This is a genomic window from Streptococcus moroccensis (assembly GCF_030812835.1).
Classification (GTDB): Bacteria; Bacillota; Bacilli; order Lactobacillales; family Streptococcaceae; genus Streptococcus; species Streptococcus moroccensis.
This window is the reverse complement of the sequence record NZ_JAUSTM010000030.1, coordinates 1-19,576: the sequence shown is the minus strand read 5'-3', so window position 1 is coordinate 19,576 and position 19,576 is coordinate 1. Positions and strand designations below refer to the sequence as shown.

The window sequence follows — 19,576 nt, the reverse complement described above, 5'->3', positions numbered from 1 at the left end:
CTCAGGGAGCCTTTCTAGTGTGTTTGTGGTGAACTACATGATATCTCTCTGAGGTGTTTTTGTATACTTTTTTCTCAACTAGAAAGTGGCTAACTCCATTTTAGAACTTTCGATGCACCGCATTTTAACGGAAAAAGAAGCTTAAAGGCAAAAAAGTCTTGAAAGAACTGCTTAAACATGGTATACTGTTTAGGTGTTTGGAGAATTACTCAAGTGGCTTAAGAGGCCACCTTGGAAAGGTGGTAGGTCGTGCAAGCGGCGCGTGGGTTCGAATCCCATGTTCTCCTTAAGACAATACGGAAGCTGAGTCAGAGTGCTCAGCTTTTTTAGTACGATCTATGACTTTTTTATAAATCATAGTAACATCAGGCAAAGTTTCGCTCAGATTGCTACCTTAAATTCGGTTCCTGACAGGGGAAAAACTAGGTATTTGCGGGCTGTTTTGGTATAATGAAGAAAGGTAAAAAAAGAGAGAGGAGGTCCTATGGCAGAGTATTTAACGGTTTCTCATCTGACCAAGTATTTAAAATTAAAATTTGACAAGGACCCCTATCTGGCAAGGGTCTACTTGACTGGTCAGGTCTCTAATTTTCGAAAGCGTCCCAACCACCAATATTTTTCCTTAAAAGATGAAGGAGCGGTGATTCAAGCCACTATTTGGGGCGGGGTCTATCAAAAATTAGGTTTTGAGCTAGAAGAGGGAATGAAAGTCAACGTCGTTGGACGCGTTCAGCTCTATGAACCTGGAGGCTCCTACTCGATTGTGATTGAAAAGGCTGAACCGGATGGTATTGGAGCCCTTGCGATTCAGTTTGAACAACTTAAAAAACGCTTGGGTGATGAGGGACTCTTTAAACCAGAATGGAAGCAACCTCTACCCCAATTTTCCAACAAAATAGGCGTCATTACCAGTCCGAGTGGGGCGGTGATCCGAGACATCATCACGACTGTCAGCCGGCGCTTTCCCGGCGTTGAGATTTTGCTGTTTCCGACCAAAGTCCAAGGAGAAGGTGTGGCCCAATCAGTGGTTGCCAATATTCATAAGGCTAATCAAAGGGATGATTTGGATGTCCTGATTATAGGCCGAGGCGGTGGCTCCATCGAAGACTTGTGGGGGTTTAACGAAGAGATTGTCGTCAGAGCCATCTTTGAATCGCGCTTACCAGTCATCTCTTCTGTGGGGCATGAGACGGACACAACGCTATCAGATTTTGTAGCAGACCAGCGAGCTGCAACGCCTACGGCTGCAGCGGAGTTGGCGACACCGGTGACTAAGGCTGACTTGGTCAACCATTTGCGTCAGCAACAAAATCGAGCCTTTAACGCCACCTTAAATCGCGTGCGATTTCATCAGGAGCGCCTGAGAAAACTAAGTCAATCCATCATTTTCAAACAACCTGAACGGCTCTATGATGGGTATTTGCAGAAATTAGACCAGCTGTCAGATAAGCTTCAACAAACCATGGACAGCAGGTTCCAGACTCATCAGCAGACTGTTCGCTTACTTCAGGAACGCTTAAAAGCGCAGCGTTTGGAACAAAAAATTGCTAGCCATAAGCAATATCTCCAACAACAGACGCGATTGCTCAAAACCAACATGGCTAATATTTATGACAATAAAATGCACAGGGCCAAACAACTCAGTGAAGCGATGACGTTATTGGATACCAGTCGGATTGTAGCGAGAGGCTATGCCATGGTTTACCAAGAGGGGCGCGTGGTTGAGAGTAGTCAAACGCTTAAAATTGGGGCACCAGCAACGATTCAGATGCGGGATGGTCAGGTAGAAGTTGAGGTAAAAGATGTCAAAAAACAAAAAAACATTTGAAGAAAATTTAGCAGAATTAGAAACAACTGTACAGCGTTTGGAATCGGGAGATATAGCTCTGGAAGAGGCCTTATCTGAATTTCAAAAAGGCATGATTCTTTCCAAAGAATTACAGGCTACCCTTGCAAAAGCTGAGGAAACCTTGGTTAAGGTCATGCAAGAAGATGGAACAGAGACAGAATTTAATGGATAATCAAACCTATCTGGCAGGCGTCGAAGCCGCCATTGAAGCCTATTATCAGGAAGCAGGCATTTCAGACCGCCTGGTGGAGGCTGTCCTCTACTCCGTGCGTGCTGGCGGCAAGCGCATCCGCCCCTTACTGTTTTTGCAGATGGTTGAGGCCTTGGGTCAGGAACTGACCCCGGCCCATTATCAGGTGGCAGCTAGTGTGGAAATGATCCACACAGGTAGCCTGATTCATGACGACCTGCCGGCCATGGACAATGATGATTACCGTAGGGGCCGTTTGACCAATCATAAGCAATTTGATGAAGCGACAGCTATTCTAGCGGGAGATAGTCTTTTTTTAGATCCCTTTGGTTTAGTTGCTGCTGCAGATTTTTCAGCAGAAATACGAATTAAGCTTGTGAAAGCCTTGTCGGATGCTTCAGGAACCCTGGGAATGGTTGCAGGACAGATGTTAGATATGGTTTCAGAGGGCCAATCGATTGATCTTAAGCAACTCGAAACCATTCATGCTAATAAGACAGGCAAGCTTTTAACCTTTCCTTTTGTAGCAGCTGGTTTAGTCTCAGAAGTTCCAGCCAAAACCCTGCTTAAGCTCCAAAAGATTGGGGAATTGGTCGGGCTCGCCTTTCAGGTGCGAGATGATATTTTAGATTTGACGGCGGATTTTGAGGCCTTGGGCAAAACACCACAAAAGGACCTTTTGGCGGAAAAATCGACCTATCCTGCTTTGTTAGGGTTAGAGGAGTCTTATGCTTTCTTAGAGGTGACTCTGGATCAGGCCAGACAGCTTTTGGCTGAGGTGACGAATGAGCAAATCTCTAGCATAGAGGGCGTTGGCGCATTAATAGAAAGGTTGCGACTGCATGCCTAAGGAAAGAGTAGATGTCCTGGCCCATCGCCAAGGACTGTTTGAAACAAGAGAGCAGGCAAAGCGTGGTGTGATGGCTGGGCTTGTGATTGCAAGCCTCAATGGGCAGCGTTTTGACAAACCCGGAGAAAAAATCGAGGACGACACAGAGCTCAAGCTAAAAGGAGAAAAGCTCAAGTATGTCAGCCGAGGGGGCTTGAAGCTTGAAAAGGCTTTGGAAACTTTTGGCATCTCAGTGGCCGACCAGTTAACCTTAGATATCGGAGCTTCTACTGGAGGCTTTACAGATGTCATGCTACAAGCCGGGGCCCGCCAAGTCTATGCGGTAGACGTTGGGACCAACCAATTGGCTTGGAAATTACGGCAGGATACTCGGGTGATTAGTATGGAACAGTATAACTTCCGTCATGCGGAAGGTGAAGATTTCACAGAAGGGCAGCCGACATTTGCCTCGATTGATGTCAGTTTTATCTCGCTTAGCTTGATTTTACCAGCACTGGGACGCATTTTAGCAGATGATGGCGAAGTGGTTGCCCTGATTAAACCCCAGTTTGAAGCCGGTCGGGACCAAATCGGGAAAAATGGGATCATTAAGGATAAAAAAGTCCATTTACAGGTATTAGAAACTGTTCTTGCTTTTACTAAGGCATCTGGGTTTTCAATTTTGAATCTGGATTTTTCACCGATTCAAGGAGGGCATGGGAATATTGAGTACCTTGTCCATCTGAAAAAGGCAGAGGAGCCCGTAATGGCTTATACTGGTTATCTAAATGAGCTCGTTGAGCAATCCCATCAGGAGTTTAAAGATGAATAAGAAAGAACGCTTGCAAATTATCAGTGACATGGTCAGTGACCATGCTATCGACACTCAAGAAGAAATTGTTACCCGTCTGCTTGCCATGGATATAAAGGCGACGCAAGCCACTGTTTCACGGGATATTAAAAGCCTGGGCATTGTAAAGGTCCCTTCTGAAAAAGGGTATATTTATGGGTTGCCCAAGGCTAACAAAGGGAGCCAAAGGCTTAAGCCAGCCTATCTTTTGGACATTAAAACACAGGGATCGATGGTTCATATTGCTGTTGAACCTGGAACAAGTGCTGTCGTTAAACGTCAGATTCTGAGTCTTTGTGAGGACCTTGTTTTTAGCGTTGTGTCAGATGATGACTCTCTTTTAGTTATTGTTAAAGAGGGTCAAAAGGTTCAAGCATTGCTTGACCAACTCAAGGAGATATAGATGTTATTAGCTGTTTCCATCCGAAATTTTGCCATCATTGAGCAGATTTCGCTTGATTTTCAGACGGGGATGACGGTCTTGACTGGGGAAACGGGGGCCGGTAAATCCATTATCATCGATGCCATGAATATGATGCTTGGAGCTCGGGCAACAACCGATGCCATCCGTCACGGTGCCGATAAGGCGGAGATTGAAGGCTTTTTTTCCTTAGACGATAACCCAGCAATTGAAGCGATCCTTGAAGAACAGGGGATCGATTCCTCTCAGGAGCTGATTATCCGTCGGGAAATTTTCCAAAATGGCCGCAGTGTCAGCCGGATCAATGGACAGATGGTCAATCTGACCGTTCTAAAGGCTGTTGGGCAGCATCTGGTCGATATTCATGGCCAGCACGATCAGGAAGAATTGATGAAGGCCCAGTACCACATTGCCATGTTGGACCAATTTGGAGATGAGGCTTTTCAGGAGCAAAAAGCCCAGTACGAAGAGACCTTTGATCGCTATAAAACTCTTCGCCGTCAGGTCCTGACCCAGCAAAAAAACGAGCAGGAGAATAAGGCTCGTATCGAAATGTTGCGGTTCCAGCTAGACGAGATTGAATCTGCTGAACTTGAAGCGGGAGAGGATGAGCGTCTGCAGGCAGAGCGCGACCGCCTCATCAACCACAAAAATATCGCTGATACCCTGACCAATGCCTTTACCATGTTAGACGATGAAGATCTGGCGACCTTGCAGCACCTGCGGTCGGCCATGAATGATTTGCAGAGCATCGAGGATTATGATGCCGACTACAAGCAGATGGCAGATCAGTTGGCGGAGAGCTACTATGTCCTTGATGATGTGGCCAAGCGCTTGGGGTCAGTCCTTGACAATCTGGACTTTGACGGCAACCGCCTCATGTTGGTGGAGAGCAGGCTGGACTTGCTTAACAGCATGACCCGTAAGTACGGCGGATCTGTCGATGATGTCCTGACTTACTACCAAAAAATCTCTGAGGAGTACCAGCTCTTGACCGGCACTCTGCCAGGTCAAGGCGATCTGGAGCAGGGCCTCAAGCAGTTAGAAAAAGACCTGGTCGCTCAGGCGACGGCCCTTAGTCAGGCAAGGCACGATTTGGCAAAAGTCCTTGAATCCGACATCAAGCAAGAACTCAAGGACCTCTACATGGAAAAAGCGGACTTCCAGGTGACCTTTACCAAGGCCAAGTTCAGCAAGGCGGGCAATGAGCAGGTGGAATTCTACATTTCAACCAACCCGGGTGAGGGCTTTAAGCCTCTGGTCAAGGTGGCTTCAGGCGGGGAATTGTCGCGTCTCATGCTAGCCATCAAGTCAGCCTTCTCCCGTAAGGAGAACAAGACCTCCATCGTCTTTGATGAGGTGGACACGGGTGTCTCTGGTCGGGTTGCCCAGGCTATTGCTCAGAAGATCTACAAGATTGGTCAGGCCGGCCAAGTTTTAGCCATCTCACACCTGCCACAGGTCATTGCTATTGCGGACTACCAGTTCTTTATTGAGAAGGTATCGAGTGAGACTTCGACCGTGTCCCAGGTGCGTCTGTTGACAGCTGAGGAGCGTGTGGAAGAGATCGCTAAGATGATTGCAGGAGATAGCTTGACGCCAGCTGCCATAGAGCAGGCACGGACTTTGCTACAGAAAAAAAAGTAAAAACTTATCACAACATATTCTTATTAAAAATTTAATTGAATTAATTTGGAGATATAAAAATGAATATCGGAAAAAATTCCATATTTTTAAAATTTTTCGTTTTATTACTTATTGCACTTTTATCTATCACATTTATCGCTGATTCGGAAGTTGTAAAAAATGTCAACCAATATACAGTAGAGAATCTTGATGAAAAGAAAGCAAAAGTAACAACATTGGCATTGACAGCAACAGCAACAGCAACAGCTATTAGTGCAACTCCAGGAGATGCAACTACACCTTTGGCTAATCAAATTATGGACATAACGGATTACCTAATAATTATACTTATCGCTATTTGGTTTCAAAAATATTTAATTGGGTTTACATCTATAATTGGATTTAAAATCTTAATCCCTTTGGTTTGTGTTCTTCTTGCAGGAAATTTATTTTTTAAAAAGGATATTATTAACAGAGTCGCACAAAAAATGCTTCTCTTCTCAGCTTTAATTATTTTAATTATTCCAACAAGTATTAGTATTTCTAATCAAATTGAAAAGACCCAAAAAGATTTGATAACTTATCAGAATAACGAGAAATTAGTTGACGATAAAAAAGAAAAGAAGGAAAAGGATGAAGGATTTATTGATAGCATAACTTCAACTTTTGAAAATTTATCTGATTCTGTTAATGAAACTATTAGTTCAACTATTGAAAAAGGTGAAAACTATTTAAATCAAACTATGGATACGATAGCTGTTTTTATTGTTACAACATGTCTGATACCGATATTTGTCATAATTTCTTTTATTTGGTTTGCAAATCTGATATTAGGTACAAATCTAAATTTAAAACTAACCTCATTTAAATCTGTTTCTCGGTTAAAAAAATAGTAAAATAATAAAAGAAATAGAAGTTGGAAAAATAGGTGTAACCCCTTATAAACGAGTTAGTTTGACTAGCTTTTCAGGAGAGCGTCAAGAAAGTAGTTTGAACAGAAAAAAAGTCTAAAATCGCAGACTCAGGAGAGCCCGGATTTTAGACTTTTTATATCGGATTGATTTAGATCAAATCAAGGTGTTTGAAGGCGTTGTAAATGCCGTCTTCATCAACCCCTGTTGTGATGTAGTCAGCAGCTTCTTTGGCCTCTGGTCCCCCGCTTCCCATGGCTACACTATAGGCACAATAGTTGAACATAGGAATATCAATTTTGGCATCGCCAAAGGCAATGGTATCAGCTTGAGGGGCTTTCAAATGATTGAGCAGTTGTCCGACAGCGAAGGCTTTATCAATGTCTTTGACACCAACATCGCCAAAGAGGGCAATCTCGCCCTTACCACCCCAAGTATTGACTTCATAATCTTTAAAGTAGGCCTTGGCGTCCAAATAATCTTGGTAGGATTCTAGGATAAAGGAGATTTTATTGACATCATCGCGGTAGAGATTGGTTTCGCCAAAGATAATCCCATGAAGCGCATCCTTAGTCATGAGGGTATCGGCATTTTCAAATCCTTTACGACGGGCGTATTCACGCATAACAGGAAGAGAGCGTTCTTCAAAATTTTCAGACGCGTAAAGACCGCTATTGCTTTCGAGGTAAAATTCGAGTCCATGAGCATGTAAGTAATCGACGATAGCGGTACAGTCTTCAAGGGTAAGGCTGTTGTGGTAGACCACTTCACCATCTGATTCGATGTAATTGCCGTTACCGCCAATCATACCGTCAATGCCCATATCCCACAGCTCAGGTTGCATTTCAGCGCGTGAACGACCTGTACAAGCATAAACCTTGTGACCATTTTTTCGAGCCAATTTAATGGCTTCAACGGTGGAAGCAGGGATTCGGTTTTCGTAATCGACAATTGTGCCATCAACATCTAGGAATAAAATTTTTGACATAGGTCACCTCTGTGTAGTATTGATAAGTCTATTATAGACTATTAAAGGGTTAAAGTCCGATATTAAACAAGGATAAACTAATACTATACTATGGACTACAGGAGTTAAAAGAAGTAGAAACGGGTGGTATAGGCTGTATTGGAATAAACGGTAGATTCTGCCATATTAAGGCATCTGTGGTATAATGGAGCTAATCAAATCAAAGAGAGACAAAGATGTATATAGAAATGCATGATGAGACTGGTCAGGTTAGTCAAGCTATTCAGGACCAGACCGGAAAATTGCTCCATTTTGCAGCGGAGCGTTTAGGAAAAGAGCAAAAAGAGATGGCTGTGACCTTTGTCGATAATCCTCGTATCCAGCAAATTAATCTGGCTTATCGAGACAAAGACCAACCGACAGATGTGGTCAGCCTTGAGTACAAACCGGAATCGGATATTGTTTTTGATGAGGCTGATGTTCTGGCCAATCCTGATTTGGCAGAGATGATGGCTGAATTTGACAGCTATATTGGTGAGTTATACATTTCGGTGGATAAAGCTAGAGAGCAGGCCGAAACCTATGGACACAGTTTTGAGCGGGAAATGGGGTTTTTGGCTGTACATGGTTTCTTACACATCAATGGCTATGACCACTATACTCCAGAAGAAGAGGCTGAAATGTTTGGCCTTCAGGAAGAAATTTTAAGTGCCTATGGACTATCAAGATAGAAACAACCAACGCAAAAAATGGAAAAACCGTGACCTGCTAACCAGTATGGAGTTTGCTCTGACAGGCTTATACACAGCCTTCAAGGAAGAGCGAAACATGAAAAAACATGCTGTTTCAGCTGTTCTGGTCATTCTTTTAGGTCTGCTTTTTCGGGTGTCCGCGACAGAGTGGTTGTTCTTACTGTTGGCGGTTAGCCTGGTTATCGCTTTTGAGATTGTCAATTCAGCCATTGAAAACGTGGTTGATCTGGCCAGCGATTACCACTTTTCCATGTTGGCCAAAAATGCTAAAGATATGGCCGCAGCAGCAGTCCTTTTTGTATCAGGATATGCTCTTGTCACAGGGTCTATTATCTTTTTGCCAAAAATTTGGCAGTTGCTTTTTTAGATGTTAGAAAGGAAGAGGCTATTTTAGTCTCTGATAGATTGTATGAGTTTTAAATCAGGCTTTGTGGCCATTTTGGGTCGACCAAATGTCGGCAAATCAACCTTCTTGAATTATGTGATGGGGCAAAAAATTGCGATCATGAGCGATAAGGCTCAGACGACCCGCAATAAAATCATGGGAATCTATACGACCGAAACTGAGCAGATTGTCTTTATCGATACGCCTGGAATTCATAAGCCCAAGACAGCCCTTGGCGACTTCATGGTTGAGTCGGCTTATTCAACCCTGCGTGAAGTGGAAACGGTTCTCTTTATGGTGCCCGCCGATGAAGCGCGTGGTAAGGGAGATGATATGATCATCGAACGCCTCAAAGCTGCGAAAATCCCAGTAATCCTCGTGGTCAATAAAATCGACAAGGTTCATCCTGATCAATTACTGGAGCAGATCGATGATTTTCGGACACAAATGGACTTCAAGGAAATTGTCCCCATTTCAGCAACACAAGGCAATAATGTCAATCGCCTCATGGAAATCCTCAAAGACAATCTGGAAGAAGGCTTCCAGTATTTTCCAGAAGATCAAATCACGGACCATCCGGAACGTTTCCTAGTCTCTGAAATGATTCGTGAAAAGGTTCTTCACTTAACACGTGAGGAGATTCCGCATTCAGTCGCAGTCGTCATTGATTCCATGAAACGAGACGAGGACACGGATAAAGTCCATATCCGAGCGACTATCATGGTGGAGCGCGATAGTCAAAAAGGCATTGTCATTGGCAAACAAGGTAGCATGCTCAAGAAAATCGGAACCATGGCTCGTCGCGACATCGAGCTCATGTTGGGCGACAAGGTCTTTTTAGAAACCTGGGTCAAGGTCAAGAAGAATTGGCGTGATAAAAAGCTAGATTTGGCTGACTTTGGTTATAACGAAAAAGAATATTAGACCTTTAGCCACCTATAACCATGAAAGACCCTCCCTGTTTTTACGAACAGGGAGGGTCTTGTCGATTCTATATAGCATTATAAAATGTTTTCAAATTCTTCGCGGACAGCCTTAGGCCAAACGCTGGATTGCACTTCGCCGATATGTTTTTTCCTTAGAAGGAACATGGCCAACCGTGATTGACCAATACCGCCCCCGATAGAGAGAGGGAAGAGACCATTTAAGAGGGCACGGTGCCACTCCAGTTCAAGGCGGTCCATATCATCTTTGATCGCACATTGGCGCTTGAGCGCATCTTCGTCCACACGGATGCCCATAGAAGACAATTCAAAAGCAGAACCCAGTGCTTCATTCCAGACCAGAATGTCTCCATTAAGACCTTTATAACCCTTCTCAGTTGGGGTTGTCCAGTCGTCATAGTCAGGTGCTCGGCCATCATGAGGTTGCCCATCAGCTAACTCTCCTCCAATACCAATCAGAAAGACAGCACCGTATTCTTTTGAAATGGCATTTTCCCGTTCTTTTGGTGTGAGGTGAGGATAGCGCTCGACTAATTCCTCAGTATGGATAAAGGTAATTTGTTTAGGAAGAACAGATTCGATATCATAGCGCGCCTCGACAGCTAGCTCCGTTAGACGGATGGCCTTGTAGATTTGTTCGACGGTTTCTTTGAGGTAAGCGAGGTTACGTTTTCCATTTGGAATCACTTTTTCCCAGTCCCATTGATCAACATAGACAGAGTGGGTCGGATCCAAGTCATCCTCATCTGGGCGCAGGGCCTTCATGTGAACAAAGAGACCTTCCCCGTCGTTAAAACCAAAGCGAGCTAAGGTATGGCGTTTCCACTTGGCTAGGGAATGGACCACCTCAAAGGTATGCTCAGGAATGAGTTTCACATTAACAGAAACAGGGTGCTCGATACCAGAGAGATTGTCCTGCATGCCATCGCCGACACGGCTAAGAATTGGTCCTTGAACCTCCACGATTTCCAACTTATCCTTTAGGTATTGGGTGAAGGTGTTTTTAACAAACGATATTTCTTCTTGTTGATGAATAAAACTTTTTTTCATAATCTAAACGTCCTTAACTAAAAAGTATCTCTATTATAGCGCTAAATGTCTCATATGAAAAGAGCGAATAGAAACTTTTTTAAGAATTTTTAGACTTTTTACGTGATTTTCAGAAAATGAGTGAATGAGATTGCAAGACACTGCTATAAAGATGGTTGACAATGCTAGGTTTTATGGTATATTGCTTATGTGAAATATTCTCTCTAGCATCAAAAGGATTTTATTATACAGGAGAAAAAAATGAAAAAACATTGGTGGCACAAAGCGACGATTTATCAGATTTATCCAAAATCCTACATGGATAGTAATGGGGATGGGATTGGTGACTTAAAAGGGATTACCAGCAAACTGGATTATCTGGAGAAACTGGGGATTACAGCTATCTGGCTGTCTCCTGTATACCAGTCTCCTATGGATGACAATGGCTATGATATTTCAGATTACGAAGATATTGCGGACATCTTTGGTAACATGGTAGACATGGAAGAGTTACTGGATGAGGCCAATGCGCGTGGTATTAATATTGTCATGGACTTGGTTGTCAACCATACTTCTGATGAGCATGCCTGGTTTGTAGAAGCCCGAGATGTGCCCAATAGTCCAAAACGCGATTATTATATCTGGCGCGACCAACCCAATAACTTGACCTCTGCCTTTAGTGGCTCTGCCTGGGAATACGATGAGGCTTCTGGCCAGTATTACCTCCATCTCTTTAGTAAAAAACAGCCCGATTTGAACTGGGAAAATGAAGAAGTACGTCAAAAAGTCTATGACATGATGAATTTCTGGATTGACAAGGGAATCGGTGGTTTTCGTATGGACGTTATTGACTTGATTGGGAAATTGCCGGATCAAGAAATCACAGGTAACGGTCCAAAACTGCATGATTACTTGAAGGAAATGAATCAAGCGACCTTTGGCAAACACGACTTGTTAACGGTTGGAGAAACGTGGGGAGCGACACCAGACATTGCCAAACAATACTCCAATCCTGACAACCAAGAATTGTCCATGGTCTTCCAATTTGAACACATTGGCTTGCAACACAAACCCGATGCCCCAAAATGGGAATTTGAAGAAGAACTGGATGTGCCAAAACTCAAAGAGATCTTTGCCAAATGGCAGACGGAATTGGGATTGGGTCAAGGCTGGAATTCGCTTTTCTGGGACAACCACGATTTGCCAAGAGCCCTGTCCAACTGGGGTGATAGTGGGGAATACCGTGTTAAATCAGCTAAAGCTTTGGCTATTGTACTTCATTTGATGCGGGGGACACCGTACATCTATCAAGGTGACGAGATTGGCATGATCAATTACCCATTTAAGGACTTGTCAGATGTACAGGATATTGAATCCTTGAACTATGCCAAGGAAGCTCTTGAAAACGGCAAATCCATGGAAGAAGTCATGGACAGCATTCGGATGATTGGTCGTGACAATGCTCGGACTCCGATGCAATGGGATGCGACCGAACACGGTGGCTTTACAACAGGAACGCCGTGGTTACAAAGCAATCCAAGTTACAAGACCATTAACGTGGAGGCGGCTCTGGCTGATCCAGATTCCATCTTTTACACCTACCAAAAACTAGTGGCCCTTCGCAAAGAACAGGATTGGTTGGTAGATGCAGACTTTGAACTGGTGGAAACAGTAGATAAGGTGGTAGCCTATAAACGCATAGCACCAGATGCAACCTACTTGGTAGTTATGAACTTCTCCGGCCAGGTCCAAGACTTTGATGTGGTTGTTGCTGCAGTTGAGACAGTGATCAGTAATACCGACGAAGCCAAAGCAATCGCAGACAGGAAGTTGCAACCCTGGGACGCCTTTTGTGTGAAAGTGACGGATTAAGTCGAAAACGTTTATCACCCCAGTTGGTTCTTTAGAATCAATTGAGTTTTTCGGTTTTAAGTCCCTGCCTATCTTTAAATATGATATAATAATTTTTAAGAAAAGGAGTTATGATGACTGAAGATTATATTTCTTATATCCGTTCTAAGGTGGGGAATGACAAGATTTTGCTCAATTTTGCAGGTGGTATCCTAGCAGATAAAGATGGCAAGATATTACTCCAAAGACGCAGTGATAAAGGTTCTTGGGGACTTCCGGGAGGTGCTATGGAGCTCGGTGAGAGTTCGGTTGACGCCTGTGAACGGGAATTTTACGAAGAGACGGGCATTCGTGTCAAGGTCAAGCGTCTGCTCAATGTTTATACCAAGGACGTCTCCTCGTATCCCAATGGCGATGTGGCTCAGACGGTTGTTATTCTCTACGAAGTTGAAGCGACTGAAGCCTATGACATTGCAGGTTTTTACAATGACGAAACGCTAGAAGTACGGTTTTTCTCCCAAGAAGAGATTGCTCACTTGGAACCTGTTTTTGACAAGCATAGGCTCATGATTTCAGAGTATTTTGCGAATAGGTTTGCCTTGGGAAATTAAGTTGTTATTATTTTTTTAAGGAGGTCTTTATGATCCTTTTAAGCAATGAGCGGTTGCGGGTTGAGATTGCAGAGCCTGGCGAGCGTCCAAATGATACTTTCCGCTTTGATCGCGCGGGCTTTATTTCTGATGTGACGCTGGATGGGGACACCCATTTTGGGGCCAACGAACCGATGAACCTGCGTCATTTGTCATCTGGTGGCAGGGGATTGTGCTGCGAGTTTAGCGGAGATTTTGCTACGGGTGTCGCCGTGGGGGATTATTTCCCAAAACTGGGAGTCGGACTCATCAAGCAAGACTCAGAACTGGGCTACCAATTTGCCCACAAATACCAGGAAGTTAAACCCTACCCCGTCATCTATGAAGCAACAGCAACGAGTGTGACCTTTCAGACAGCGGCTGTTCCTTGTCAAGGGATTGCGGTAGAAAGCACCAAGATGATTCGCATCGAGGATAACACACTGATCCTTGAAGCGAGCTTGACCAATGTGGGTGACAAAGTGATCACGACAGAAGAATACTGCCACAATTTCCTTAGTATTGATGGTATGGCCATTTCACCGGACTACCGGTTGGAATTGCCAGATATGCCTAACTTGGGTCACGAGGGCCTTGAAGGCTTTGGTGGCTATGACCACAATAACTTTGTGGCAGATGGTAAGGCCATTGTCTTTAAAAACTGTGAGACAGAAGTCTCCCTCAGTGTCTTATCAACGAAAGGCCATACAGCCAAGGACGCCTTTACTTGGAAACTCCTCCACAAGGGGGCTAAGGCTAGCGTGACGGGGCTAGACACCGTCGAGCCAAGTAGCCTGCTCCTTTGGGCGACGGATCATATCGTCAGTCCTGAAATCATTCAGACCATTGCCATTGCACCTGGCGAAACCCACTCATGGCGTCGCCAATGGACCTTTGAAGCAGAGCCGAGGTGGTAAGGGGAATGATAAGGAACTTTTGAAAGTCATCATTTGATGGCTTTTTCTGTTATAATAGAGGATATGTAAAGAGCTGCGCCGCGATATCTTTATATCCCTAGAAATATCAGAAATAGAAAGAAAATGGAGAACTTATGGCCCGCGATTCACAAGTGATTTTAACCAATATGTGTCTAGTCGAAAACGACCAAGGCCAATTTGTCATGCAGATCAGAAGTCCAGAACGTTACGCTTGGGATGGCGCAGCTTTACCAGGAGGGGATTGTGTCATAATAATGACAGGTGCTTGAAACGCTGATAAATCAAGGAATTGAGCGTTCTACAATCTGTCATTAAGGAGGAATCAAGAATATTGCATTTGCGAGAACATTTAAAAAATGTTCTCTTTTTTTATTTTAAGATGGAAATTTTATTAAAGAGGAAAAGATATGAAACGTATAAATGCCAATCACTATCAAACATCAGAGAGGTATTATAAGATTCCAAAACTCCTTTTTGAGAGTGATAGATATAAAGATATGAAATTGGAAGTGAAGGTGGCTTATGCAGTCTTAAAAGACCGTTTGGAACTATCTTTAAGTAAGGGATGGATAGATGAGGAGGGAGCTATCTATTTAGTCTATTCGAATGCTAAATTGATGAATCTATTAGGCTGTTCTAAATCCAAGTTGTTATCAATCAAGAAAAGGTTGGATAGTTTTTCAGATTTTCTACGACAAAATTTATTAAAAAAAGATCATACGAATGACTTTTTAAGTAGTTGGTTTTCTCTTTGGAGAGAGCAAAAATTAGAGCAGATTAGTCGAGATGTTTACGAGGTTCTGATAGTAGCTAGAAAAAATAATCAAGTAACCCAAGAGCATGTTTCGATTTTACTGACTTGTGTACAAGATTTGATTACTGAAGTGAGTAAGGAACAGTCCTTGAGTTCTGAGTTTCGTGAAAAATATATTGGTTAATATAGAAGATTTTGTTTTATAGCTGCTAAACAATCCTAAATATAATTTCTTACAAATAGTTAGATATACACTAAAACTTAGGAGTGCTATTTTATCATTGAATTAGATAATTATGTCAGAACATCATAGATGATTGAAGGAAAAATGGTTGATTTAGATACCAAATTAAATAAATTGAATAATATACTAACCTTATAATTTGATAGAGTATATCTATTTTAACTCAAATTAATTATTGAAATTAATATATTTTAAAAAAATATAAAATAATGTTTGACACAAATAGAACATAGTGATAGGATATAATCAAACTTAGGAAGAAGGAATTGATATGAAGCTCTTAGAATTGCAGAAAAAATCTGCTGAAGCTAAACCAAATTCATGGGCTAGTTTAATTAGTTCTTCATGTAGTGTGAAGGCGTAATTTATCTAGTTTCCATCAGACATATAGCATTTTATTTTGCAGAAAATGTTATTAAACTTAGACAGACTAGTTAAACTATAATAGTTTGTCTTTTTTGATAAGAGATTTAGTTTAGAATTCTAATATTGTATATTAGTTCGAATCTAAATTCGTATTAATTTTTATAATGCGTAGATTAAATACACTCTTATGATGTTAATTTTGATAACCACGTAAAAAATTTTTTTGGAGGAAAAGAAGGGATATTAACTATTCTAGATTTAGTTAATAAGGATAGTGGCAATCTAAATATATTCCCTTTTATATTATAAAAATGCAATTAAATCTACAAAGTAGGATTAATTATTTAAATGAAGCTCTAATTTTAGCAACATATATTTGTAACACAGATCCCTCAAATGATTCTGTATTGCCAATAGACTATAAAAAAATTACTTTCTCTAAATTAGAGATTGATAGAAAATATCAATGGTTAGTTTCATTTTTAAGTGTCGTTAGAGCTGAAGCAAGAGTATTATTGGACAGTCATTCAGAATTGAAAATACTATTTCAAAGGTATGATAATGAATGTGTACCTGAGATTTTAAATTTTTTAACATTTTCAAATCTTAAACAAAGTATTGAATATTACTCACAAAATGAACTTTTGGAAAAAATTAAAAAAAGTTTCATAATTAATATGGAGTCATTAGGTTTTACGAATATAACGAGTTTTAGTTTTGATGAACTTGATAGGATGACTATTTTTAATGAGCAACAACGTTACATGATTTACAAACTTCTTAATAATATTAATGACACTTATGATATTTTTTATAAATTTTTATCTTCAATGGAAAGTATTTTTAAAAGCCGTGATAAAATTTTGATAGAGGAACTCGGTATCTTTTACAATAGTATTAAAGGAGTTGATATTTTATCACTAGATTCTACAGATGCTCTAAATAATATAATTGAAAATCATAAATTAGATAATTTAGAATATACTTTTTTTATTCAATTTCCTCAACCTATAGGTTTTAGTTTATCCATTGAAGATCAACTAACTGGCTTTCTATTTATAGGCTTTCTTCCTTTTTTGTTAAGAGAAAATTCTATTTCTGTTGAAGAAAATAAGAATGAGATGGCTAGTAAGTTTTTGGCACTTTCTGACCCCACTCGGTTTAATATCATAATATTATTATCTAAGGGTTCGATGTATGGACGAGAAATCGCAGAAAAATTAACGATTTCTACAGGAACAATTAGTCACCATTTATCACTTTTAGTGAAAGAAGGAATTTTAGAATCTGAAGCTAAAGGAAAAAGGATTTACTACAAGATTAATCAAATAGAGTTTGATAGAATGAGTCAGTTTATCAATCATATTGGAGGTAGAGGAAATGAGAAATAAATTATTTATTGAAATAATAAAATCTAATATCAAACATACTTTCTTAGCTATTACGACTCAGGTATTATTTGCTTTATCGGTAACATTAGTATCTTATTCATTATCAATTATGTTTGACGCATATAGTAAGGATAAAACAGATTTTTATCAATCAATTATTTTTGTAGTTATCATAGTCATGATAACTACAATGTTATCATTTATTTCTGAATACTTTAAAGCAAAGTATATAAGAAAAACTAATGAATCTTTAAAAGAAAAAATTACAGAAAATACTATTGAAAAATCTTATAGTTTAATTGTTACAAAAGATATTGGTAAATCAATTTCTTGGTTTATTAATGATGCAGATCAAATTGAATCACAAGCCTTTACTAATTTTTTAGATTTTATATTTGGTATTACAATTGTTCTAAGTGCATTTTTCTATATTTTAAAATTACATTGGATACTCGCTCTTACCTCAATTCTATTTCTTGTTGTTTCATTAATTATTCCTAGGATAACTCAGAAGTATATTAAATTAGCACAAGAAAAATATACTATAGAAAATGAAAAATATACTGAATCGGTGAGAGATAACATTGAAGGTTTGGGTGTTTATTTTACCGGAAATGCTTTATCAATGTTTCATAGTAAAATGTATGATTCTATTGTATTAAGAGAAAAACAATATTTCAATTTTTCAATTACTAAGGCGAAAATCGGTGGAGTGATGTTGTTTGTTTCTCTGCTGTCACAGATTGGCTTAGTTGTTATTTCATTATATATTTCCAGTCTTGGGCTTACCGCTACAGGTAGTGTTTTGAGTATTGCAAGTCTGGCTGGGAACTTATTTAATGGAGTTCAAAGCTTGACAGGTACATTAGCAACTTTTAAAGGAGTAGAAGTACTATTAGATAAGTTTCAAAGTTCAAAAGTAGATAAGCAACAATTAATAAATAACCTTACAGTAATATCGATTGATTCAGTTGATTTAGAATATAGTGAAAATACTATATTTAAAAATTTTTCTTTTGAGTTTAATAAAGGTAAAAAATATGCTATTGTCGGGGCTTCAGGAAGTGGTAAAACAACATTACTAAAATTAATTTTGGGGCTTGTAAGTCCTGAATCAGGCCAGGTAAAAATTAATGAATATGATATTCGTGAAGTAAATTTAGAACAATTTTATCAAAACATTTCTTATATTGATCAATCTATTTATTTAATCAATGGAACTATTCGAGATAATATAACTTTAGGTCAGTTTATTTCAGAAGAAAAAATGGATGATATATTAAATAAGGTACAATTAAAATCATTTATAGAAAAGCAACCTTTGGGCTTGGATACGCTCCTTGAATCAAATGGTCGTAGTATTTCAGGAGGAGAAAAGCAGAGAATTGCTCTTGCTAGAGCATTAGTTAAAAACGTTGATTTTGTCTTAATTGACGAATCTACTTCACAGCTTGATAAAGAAATTAGAGATTCTATTGAAGAAACGATATTATCTTTTGATAATTTAGGTCTTATTTATGTAAGTCATAATACAGATACTGAAATGCTTAATAAATTTGATGAAATAATTGATAGCCAGTCATTTAGATAGATATAGCTTAAAATGTAAAAAATTTTTAAAGTAAGGAAGTTCTCTTTCTCTTTTAATTTCTAATGAAATACTTTGGAATCATTAAAATTTATCAAATAATCAATTAAGCTATTGTAAAAATTAATGATAAAAGCCTCCAATTACGGAGGCTTTTATCATTAATTACTTAGAGTCTTCCCGGCAATGGGGATTAGGTTTATTTCAGTAAATGATCATTATGATAGCTTGACTGCTGATACCAATGAAACCCATTTAGTAATGCCTATAAAGAGTTTAATTAACGATAGTTACTGTAGGGATATCTCAACTAAAGTCCGTAGTACTCAAAAGGCTAAGCGACAAAAAGGTGAGTTTATTGGAGCCGTTGCACCGTATGGCTATTTAAAAGATTCTAATCAAAAAAATCATTTGATAGTTGACGAAACGATTCGACCAATCATTGAAACGATTGAAGGGAAAGAAACTATCCCACTATCAAGACTACAAAGATAATCATATATCTAGAGAAGACTACATCACTAAGAAAAAGAAAATAAATGATACTGTCTTTGATTTGGAAGAAAGTTTGAAAGAGACTGACTGGGTTCAGATTCAGGGTAATGCAATGTTGACTAAAGAAATCGTTAATAATCATATTGATAAAGTAGAGGTTGACTGTCTTGGCTTCTTTAAAGTTATCTACAAATAATTAGAGGAGACTTGTGTTATAGCAAGTTTCTTTCTTGATAAAAACTATGTGGTATAATTAGAGAGTAATTTAAATGAAGAAAAGTGTCATTTACTTGACATCAGAGGGACAAGTCCCAATACCTGTTTATTTTCAGAAGCACGTAGTGCCTCAACAACAAGGTAGGATTTTTTCTATATTGGATATAGTGATTCAAATCTCTATTCCATTGGGAACAGTTATCTATGGTATTTTATTTGATTATTTCTCTTTTGTTTCAACATTCTTAATTTCGGGAGCTAAATTTCAAGTAGAAGTTAGCCATTTTTAAGAAACTGTGCAGGAGACAAATAGTTCAGTATTTTCTTAGGATAATGATTGATCCAATTTTC

General features: G+C 39.8%; 18 protein-coding genes, 1 tRNA gene and 2 pseudogenes. 19 read left to right on the top strand and 2 right to left on the bottom strand.

Features of this window, described 5'->3' with window-relative positions; all coding sequences use genetic code 11:
• Positions 1-199: 199 nt before the first annotated feature.
• From J2S23_RS10225 to J2S23_RS10190, 8 genes are all read left to right on the top strand, one after another.
• A tRNA-Ser gene (locus J2S23_RS10225) sits at positions 200-287 on the top strand.
• 197 nt (positions 288-484) lie between these two features.
• A complete protein-coding gene (gene xseA / locus J2S23_RS10220; protein ID WP_307122621.1) occupies positions 485-1,828 on the top strand; it encodes an exodeoxyribonuclease VII large subunit in 1,344 nt (447 codons plus the stop codon).
• Positions 1,803-2,021, top strand: coding sequence for an exodeoxyribonuclease VII small subunit (locus J2S23_RS10215; RefSeq protein WP_307122620.1), 219 nt, complete (start codon positions 1,803-1,805; stop codon positions 2,019-2,021). The genes xseA and J2S23_RS10215 overlap by 26 nt, the downstream gene beginning before the upstream one ends.
• Positions 2,014-2,889, top strand: coding sequence for a polyprenyl synthetase family protein (locus J2S23_RS10210; protein ID WP_307122622.1), 876 nt, complete (start codon positions 2,014-2,016; stop codon positions 2,887-2,889). Before J2S23_RS10215 ends, J2S23_RS10210 begins: the two co-directional genes overlap by 8 nt.
• Complete coding sequence (locus J2S23_RS10205; RefSeq protein ID WP_307122619.1) at positions 2,882-3,700, top strand: TlyA family RNA methyltransferase; 819 nt, start codon at positions 2,882-2,884, stop codon at positions 3,698-3,700. The genes J2S23_RS10210 and J2S23_RS10205 overlap by 8 nt, the downstream gene beginning before the upstream one ends.
• Entirely contained in the window at positions 3,693-4,121 is a 429-nt protein-coding gene (locus J2S23_RS10200; RefSeq protein ID WP_307122618.1) for an arginine repressor, read from the top strand. Before J2S23_RS10205 ends, J2S23_RS10200 begins: the two co-directional genes overlap by 8 nt.
• Positions 4,122-5,786 (top strand): DNA repair protein RecN, encoded by a 1,665-nt coding sequence (recN, locus tag J2S23_RS10195; RefSeq protein ID WP_307122617.1) that lies wholly within the window; start codon positions 4,122-4,124, stop codon positions 5,784-5,786.
• A gap of 59 nt (positions 5,787-5,845) precedes the next feature.
• A complete protein-coding gene (locus tag J2S23_RS10190) occupies positions 5,846-6,658 on the top strand; it encodes a hypothetical protein (RefSeq protein ID WP_307122616.1) in 813 nt (270 codons plus the stop codon).
• 169 nt (positions 6,659-6,827) lie between these two features.
• Here J2S23_RS10190 and J2S23_RS10185 read toward each other — a convergent pair whose 3' ends face one another.
• Positions 6,828-7,664 carry an HAD family hydrolase gene (locus tag J2S23_RS10185; protein WP_307122615.1) on the bottom strand — a complete coding sequence of 279 codons (837 nt, stop codon included), beginning with the start codon at positions 7,662-7,664 and terminating at the stop codon, positions 6,828-6,830.
• Positions 7,665-7,879: 215 nt separating this feature from the next.
• Between J2S23_RS10185 and ybeY the strand changes: the two genes are divergently transcribed.
• Genes ybeY through era form a run of 3 tightly spaced genes read left to right on the top strand, consistent with a single transcriptional unit; the run spans position 7,880 to position 9,704 of the window.
• Positions 7,880-8,374 carry an rRNA maturation RNase YbeY gene (gene ybeY, locus J2S23_RS10180; protein ID WP_307122614.1) on the top strand — a complete coding sequence of 165 codons (495 nt, stop codon included), beginning with the start codon at positions 7,880-7,882 and terminating at the stop codon, positions 8,372-8,374.
• Complete coding sequence (locus J2S23_RS10175) at positions 8,358-8,762, top strand: diacylglycerol kinase family protein (RefSeq protein WP_307122613.1); 405 nt, start codon at positions 8,358-8,360, stop codon at positions 8,760-8,762. Before ybeY ends, J2S23_RS10175 begins: the two co-directional genes overlap by 17 nt.
• A gap of 42 nt (positions 8,763-8,804) precedes the next feature.
• Positions 8,805-9,704, top strand: coding sequence for a GTPase Era (gene era / locus J2S23_RS10170; RefSeq protein ID WP_307122612.1), 900 nt, complete (start codon positions 8,805-8,807; stop codon positions 9,702-9,704).
• 77 nt (positions 9,705-9,781) lie between these two features.
• Here era and asnA read toward each other — a convergent pair whose 3' ends face one another.
• The gene (gene asnA, locus J2S23_RS10165; protein WP_307122611.1) at positions 9,782-10,774 is read right to left on the bottom strand and encodes an aspartate--ammonia ligase; all 993 of its coding nucleotides are present in this window, start codon (positions 10,772-10,774) and stop codon (positions 9,782-9,784) included.
• A gap of 240 nt (positions 10,775-11,014) precedes the next feature.
• Between asnA and J2S23_RS10160 the strand changes: the two genes are divergently transcribed.
• The 8 genes and pseudogenes from J2S23_RS10160 to J2S23_RS10120 form a co-directional block, all read left to right on the top strand.
• The gene (locus J2S23_RS10160) at positions 11,015-12,625 is read left to right on the top strand and encodes a glycoside hydrolase family 13 protein (protein WP_307122610.1); all 1,611 of its coding nucleotides are present in this window, start codon (positions 11,015-11,017) and stop codon (positions 12,623-12,625) included.
• Between the two features lie 113 nt (positions 12,626-12,738).
• Positions 12,739-13,215 carry an NUDIX hydrolase gene (locus J2S23_RS10155; protein ID WP_307122609.1) on the top strand — a complete coding sequence of 159 codons (477 nt, stop codon included), beginning with the start codon at positions 12,739-12,741 and terminating at the stop codon, positions 13,213-13,215.
• Between the two features lie 29 nt (positions 13,216-13,244).
• Positions 13,245-14,150 (top strand): hypothetical protein, encoded by a 906-nt coding sequence (locus J2S23_RS10150; protein WP_307122608.1) that lies wholly within the window; start codon positions 13,245-13,247, stop codon positions 14,148-14,150.
• A gap of 134 nt (positions 14,151-14,284) precedes the next feature.
• Positions 14,285-14,410 (top strand): annotated as a pseudogene (locus J2S23_RS10145) (8-oxo-dGTP diphosphatase); the annotation flags it as partial.
• A 168-nt stretch (positions 14,411-14,578) separates the two neighbouring features.
• Entirely contained in the window at positions 14,579-15,109 is a 531-nt protein-coding gene (locus J2S23_RS11335) for an SAG1252 family conjugative relaxosome accessory protein (protein ID WP_370868716.1), read from the top strand.
• Positions 15,110-15,846: 737 nt separating this feature from the next.
• Positions 15,847-16,926, top strand: coding sequence for an ArsR/SmtB family transcription factor (locus tag J2S23_RS10130; protein ID WP_307122607.1), 1,080 nt, complete (start codon positions 15,847-15,849; stop codon positions 16,924-16,926).
• Positions 16,916-18,517 (top strand): ATP-binding cassette domain-containing protein, encoded by a 1,602-nt coding sequence (locus J2S23_RS10125; RefSeq protein WP_307122606.1) that lies wholly within the window; start codon positions 16,916-16,918, stop codon positions 18,515-18,517. The genes J2S23_RS10130 and J2S23_RS10125 overlap by 11 nt, the downstream gene beginning before the upstream one ends.
• Before the next feature lie 162 nt (positions 18,518-18,679).
• Positions 18,680-18,967 (top strand): annotated as a pseudogene (locus J2S23_RS10120) (recombinase family protein); the annotation flags it as partial.
• Positions 18,968-19,576 lie beyond the last annotated feature (609 nt).

Excerpts from the sequence above, each read along its gene's own strand:
- J2S23_RS10205 (WP_307122619.1), top strand. The coding sequence starts at position 2,882 with ATGCCTAAGGAAAGAGTAGATGTCCTGGCCCATCGCCAAGGACTGTTT.
- J2S23_RS10130 (WP_307122607.1), top strand. The coding sequence starts at position 15,847 with ATGCAATTAAATCTACAAAGTAGGATTAATTATTTAAATGAAGCTCTA.
- recN (WP_307122617.1), top strand. The coding sequence starts at position 4,122 with ATGTTATTAGCTGTTTCCATCCGAAATTTTGCCATCATTGAGCAGATT.
- J2S23_RS10210 (WP_307122622.1), top strand. The coding sequence starts at position 2,014 with ATGGATAATCAAACCTATCTGGCAGGCGTCGAAGCCGCCATTGAAGCC.
- J2S23_RS10175 (WP_307122613.1), top strand. The coding sequence starts at position 8,358 with ATGGACTATCAAGATAGAAACAACCAACGCAAAAAATGGAAAAACCGT.
- J2S23_RS10150 (WP_307122608.1), top strand. The coding sequence starts at position 13,245 with ATGATCCTTTTAAGCAATGAGCGGTTGCGGGTTGAGATTGCAGAGCCT.
- J2S23_RS10185 (WP_307122615.1), bottom strand. The coding sequence starts at position 7,664 with ATGTCAAAAATTTTATTCCTAGATGTTGATGGCACAATTGTCGATTAC.
- J2S23_RS10155 (WP_307122609.1), top strand. The coding sequence starts at position 12,739 with ATGACTGAAGATTATATTTCTTATATCCGTTCTAAGGTGGGGAATGAC.
- era (WP_307122612.1), top strand. The coding sequence starts at position 8,805 with ATGAGTTTTAAATCAGGCTTTGTGGCCATTTTGGGTCGACCAAATGTC.
- J2S23_RS10215 (WP_307122620.1), top strand. The coding sequence starts at position 1,803 with ATGTCAAAAAACAAAAAAACATTTGAAGAAAATTTAGCAGAATTAGAA.
- J2S23_RS10200 (WP_307122618.1), top strand. The coding sequence starts at position 3,693 with ATGAATAAGAAAGAACGCTTGCAAATTATCAGTGACATGGTCAGTGAC.
- J2S23_RS10125 (WP_307122606.1), top strand. The coding sequence starts at position 16,916 with ATGAGAAATAAATTATTTATTGAAATAATAAAATCTAATATCAAACAT.
- asnA (WP_307122611.1), bottom strand. The coding sequence starts at position 10,774 with ATGAAAAAAAGTTTTATTCATCAACAAGAAGAAATATCGTTTGTTAAA.
- J2S23_RS10190 (WP_307122616.1), top strand. The coding sequence starts at position 5,846 with ATGAATATCGGAAAAAATTCCATATTTTTAAAATTTTTCGTTTTATTA.
- xseA (WP_307122621.1), top strand. The coding sequence starts at position 485 with ATGGCAGAGTATTTAACGGTTTCTCATCTGACCAAGTATTTAAAATTA.
- ybeY (WP_307122614.1), top strand. The coding sequence starts at position 7,880 with ATGTATATAGAAATGCATGATGAGACTGGTCAGGTTAGTCAAGCTATT.
- J2S23_RS10160 (WP_307122610.1), top strand. The coding sequence starts at position 11,015 with ATGAAAAAACATTGGTGGCACAAAGCGACGATTTATCAGATTTATCCA.
- J2S23_RS11335 (WP_370868716.1), top strand. The coding sequence starts at position 14,579 with ATGAAACGTATAAATGCCAATCACTATCAAACATCAGAGAGGTATTAT.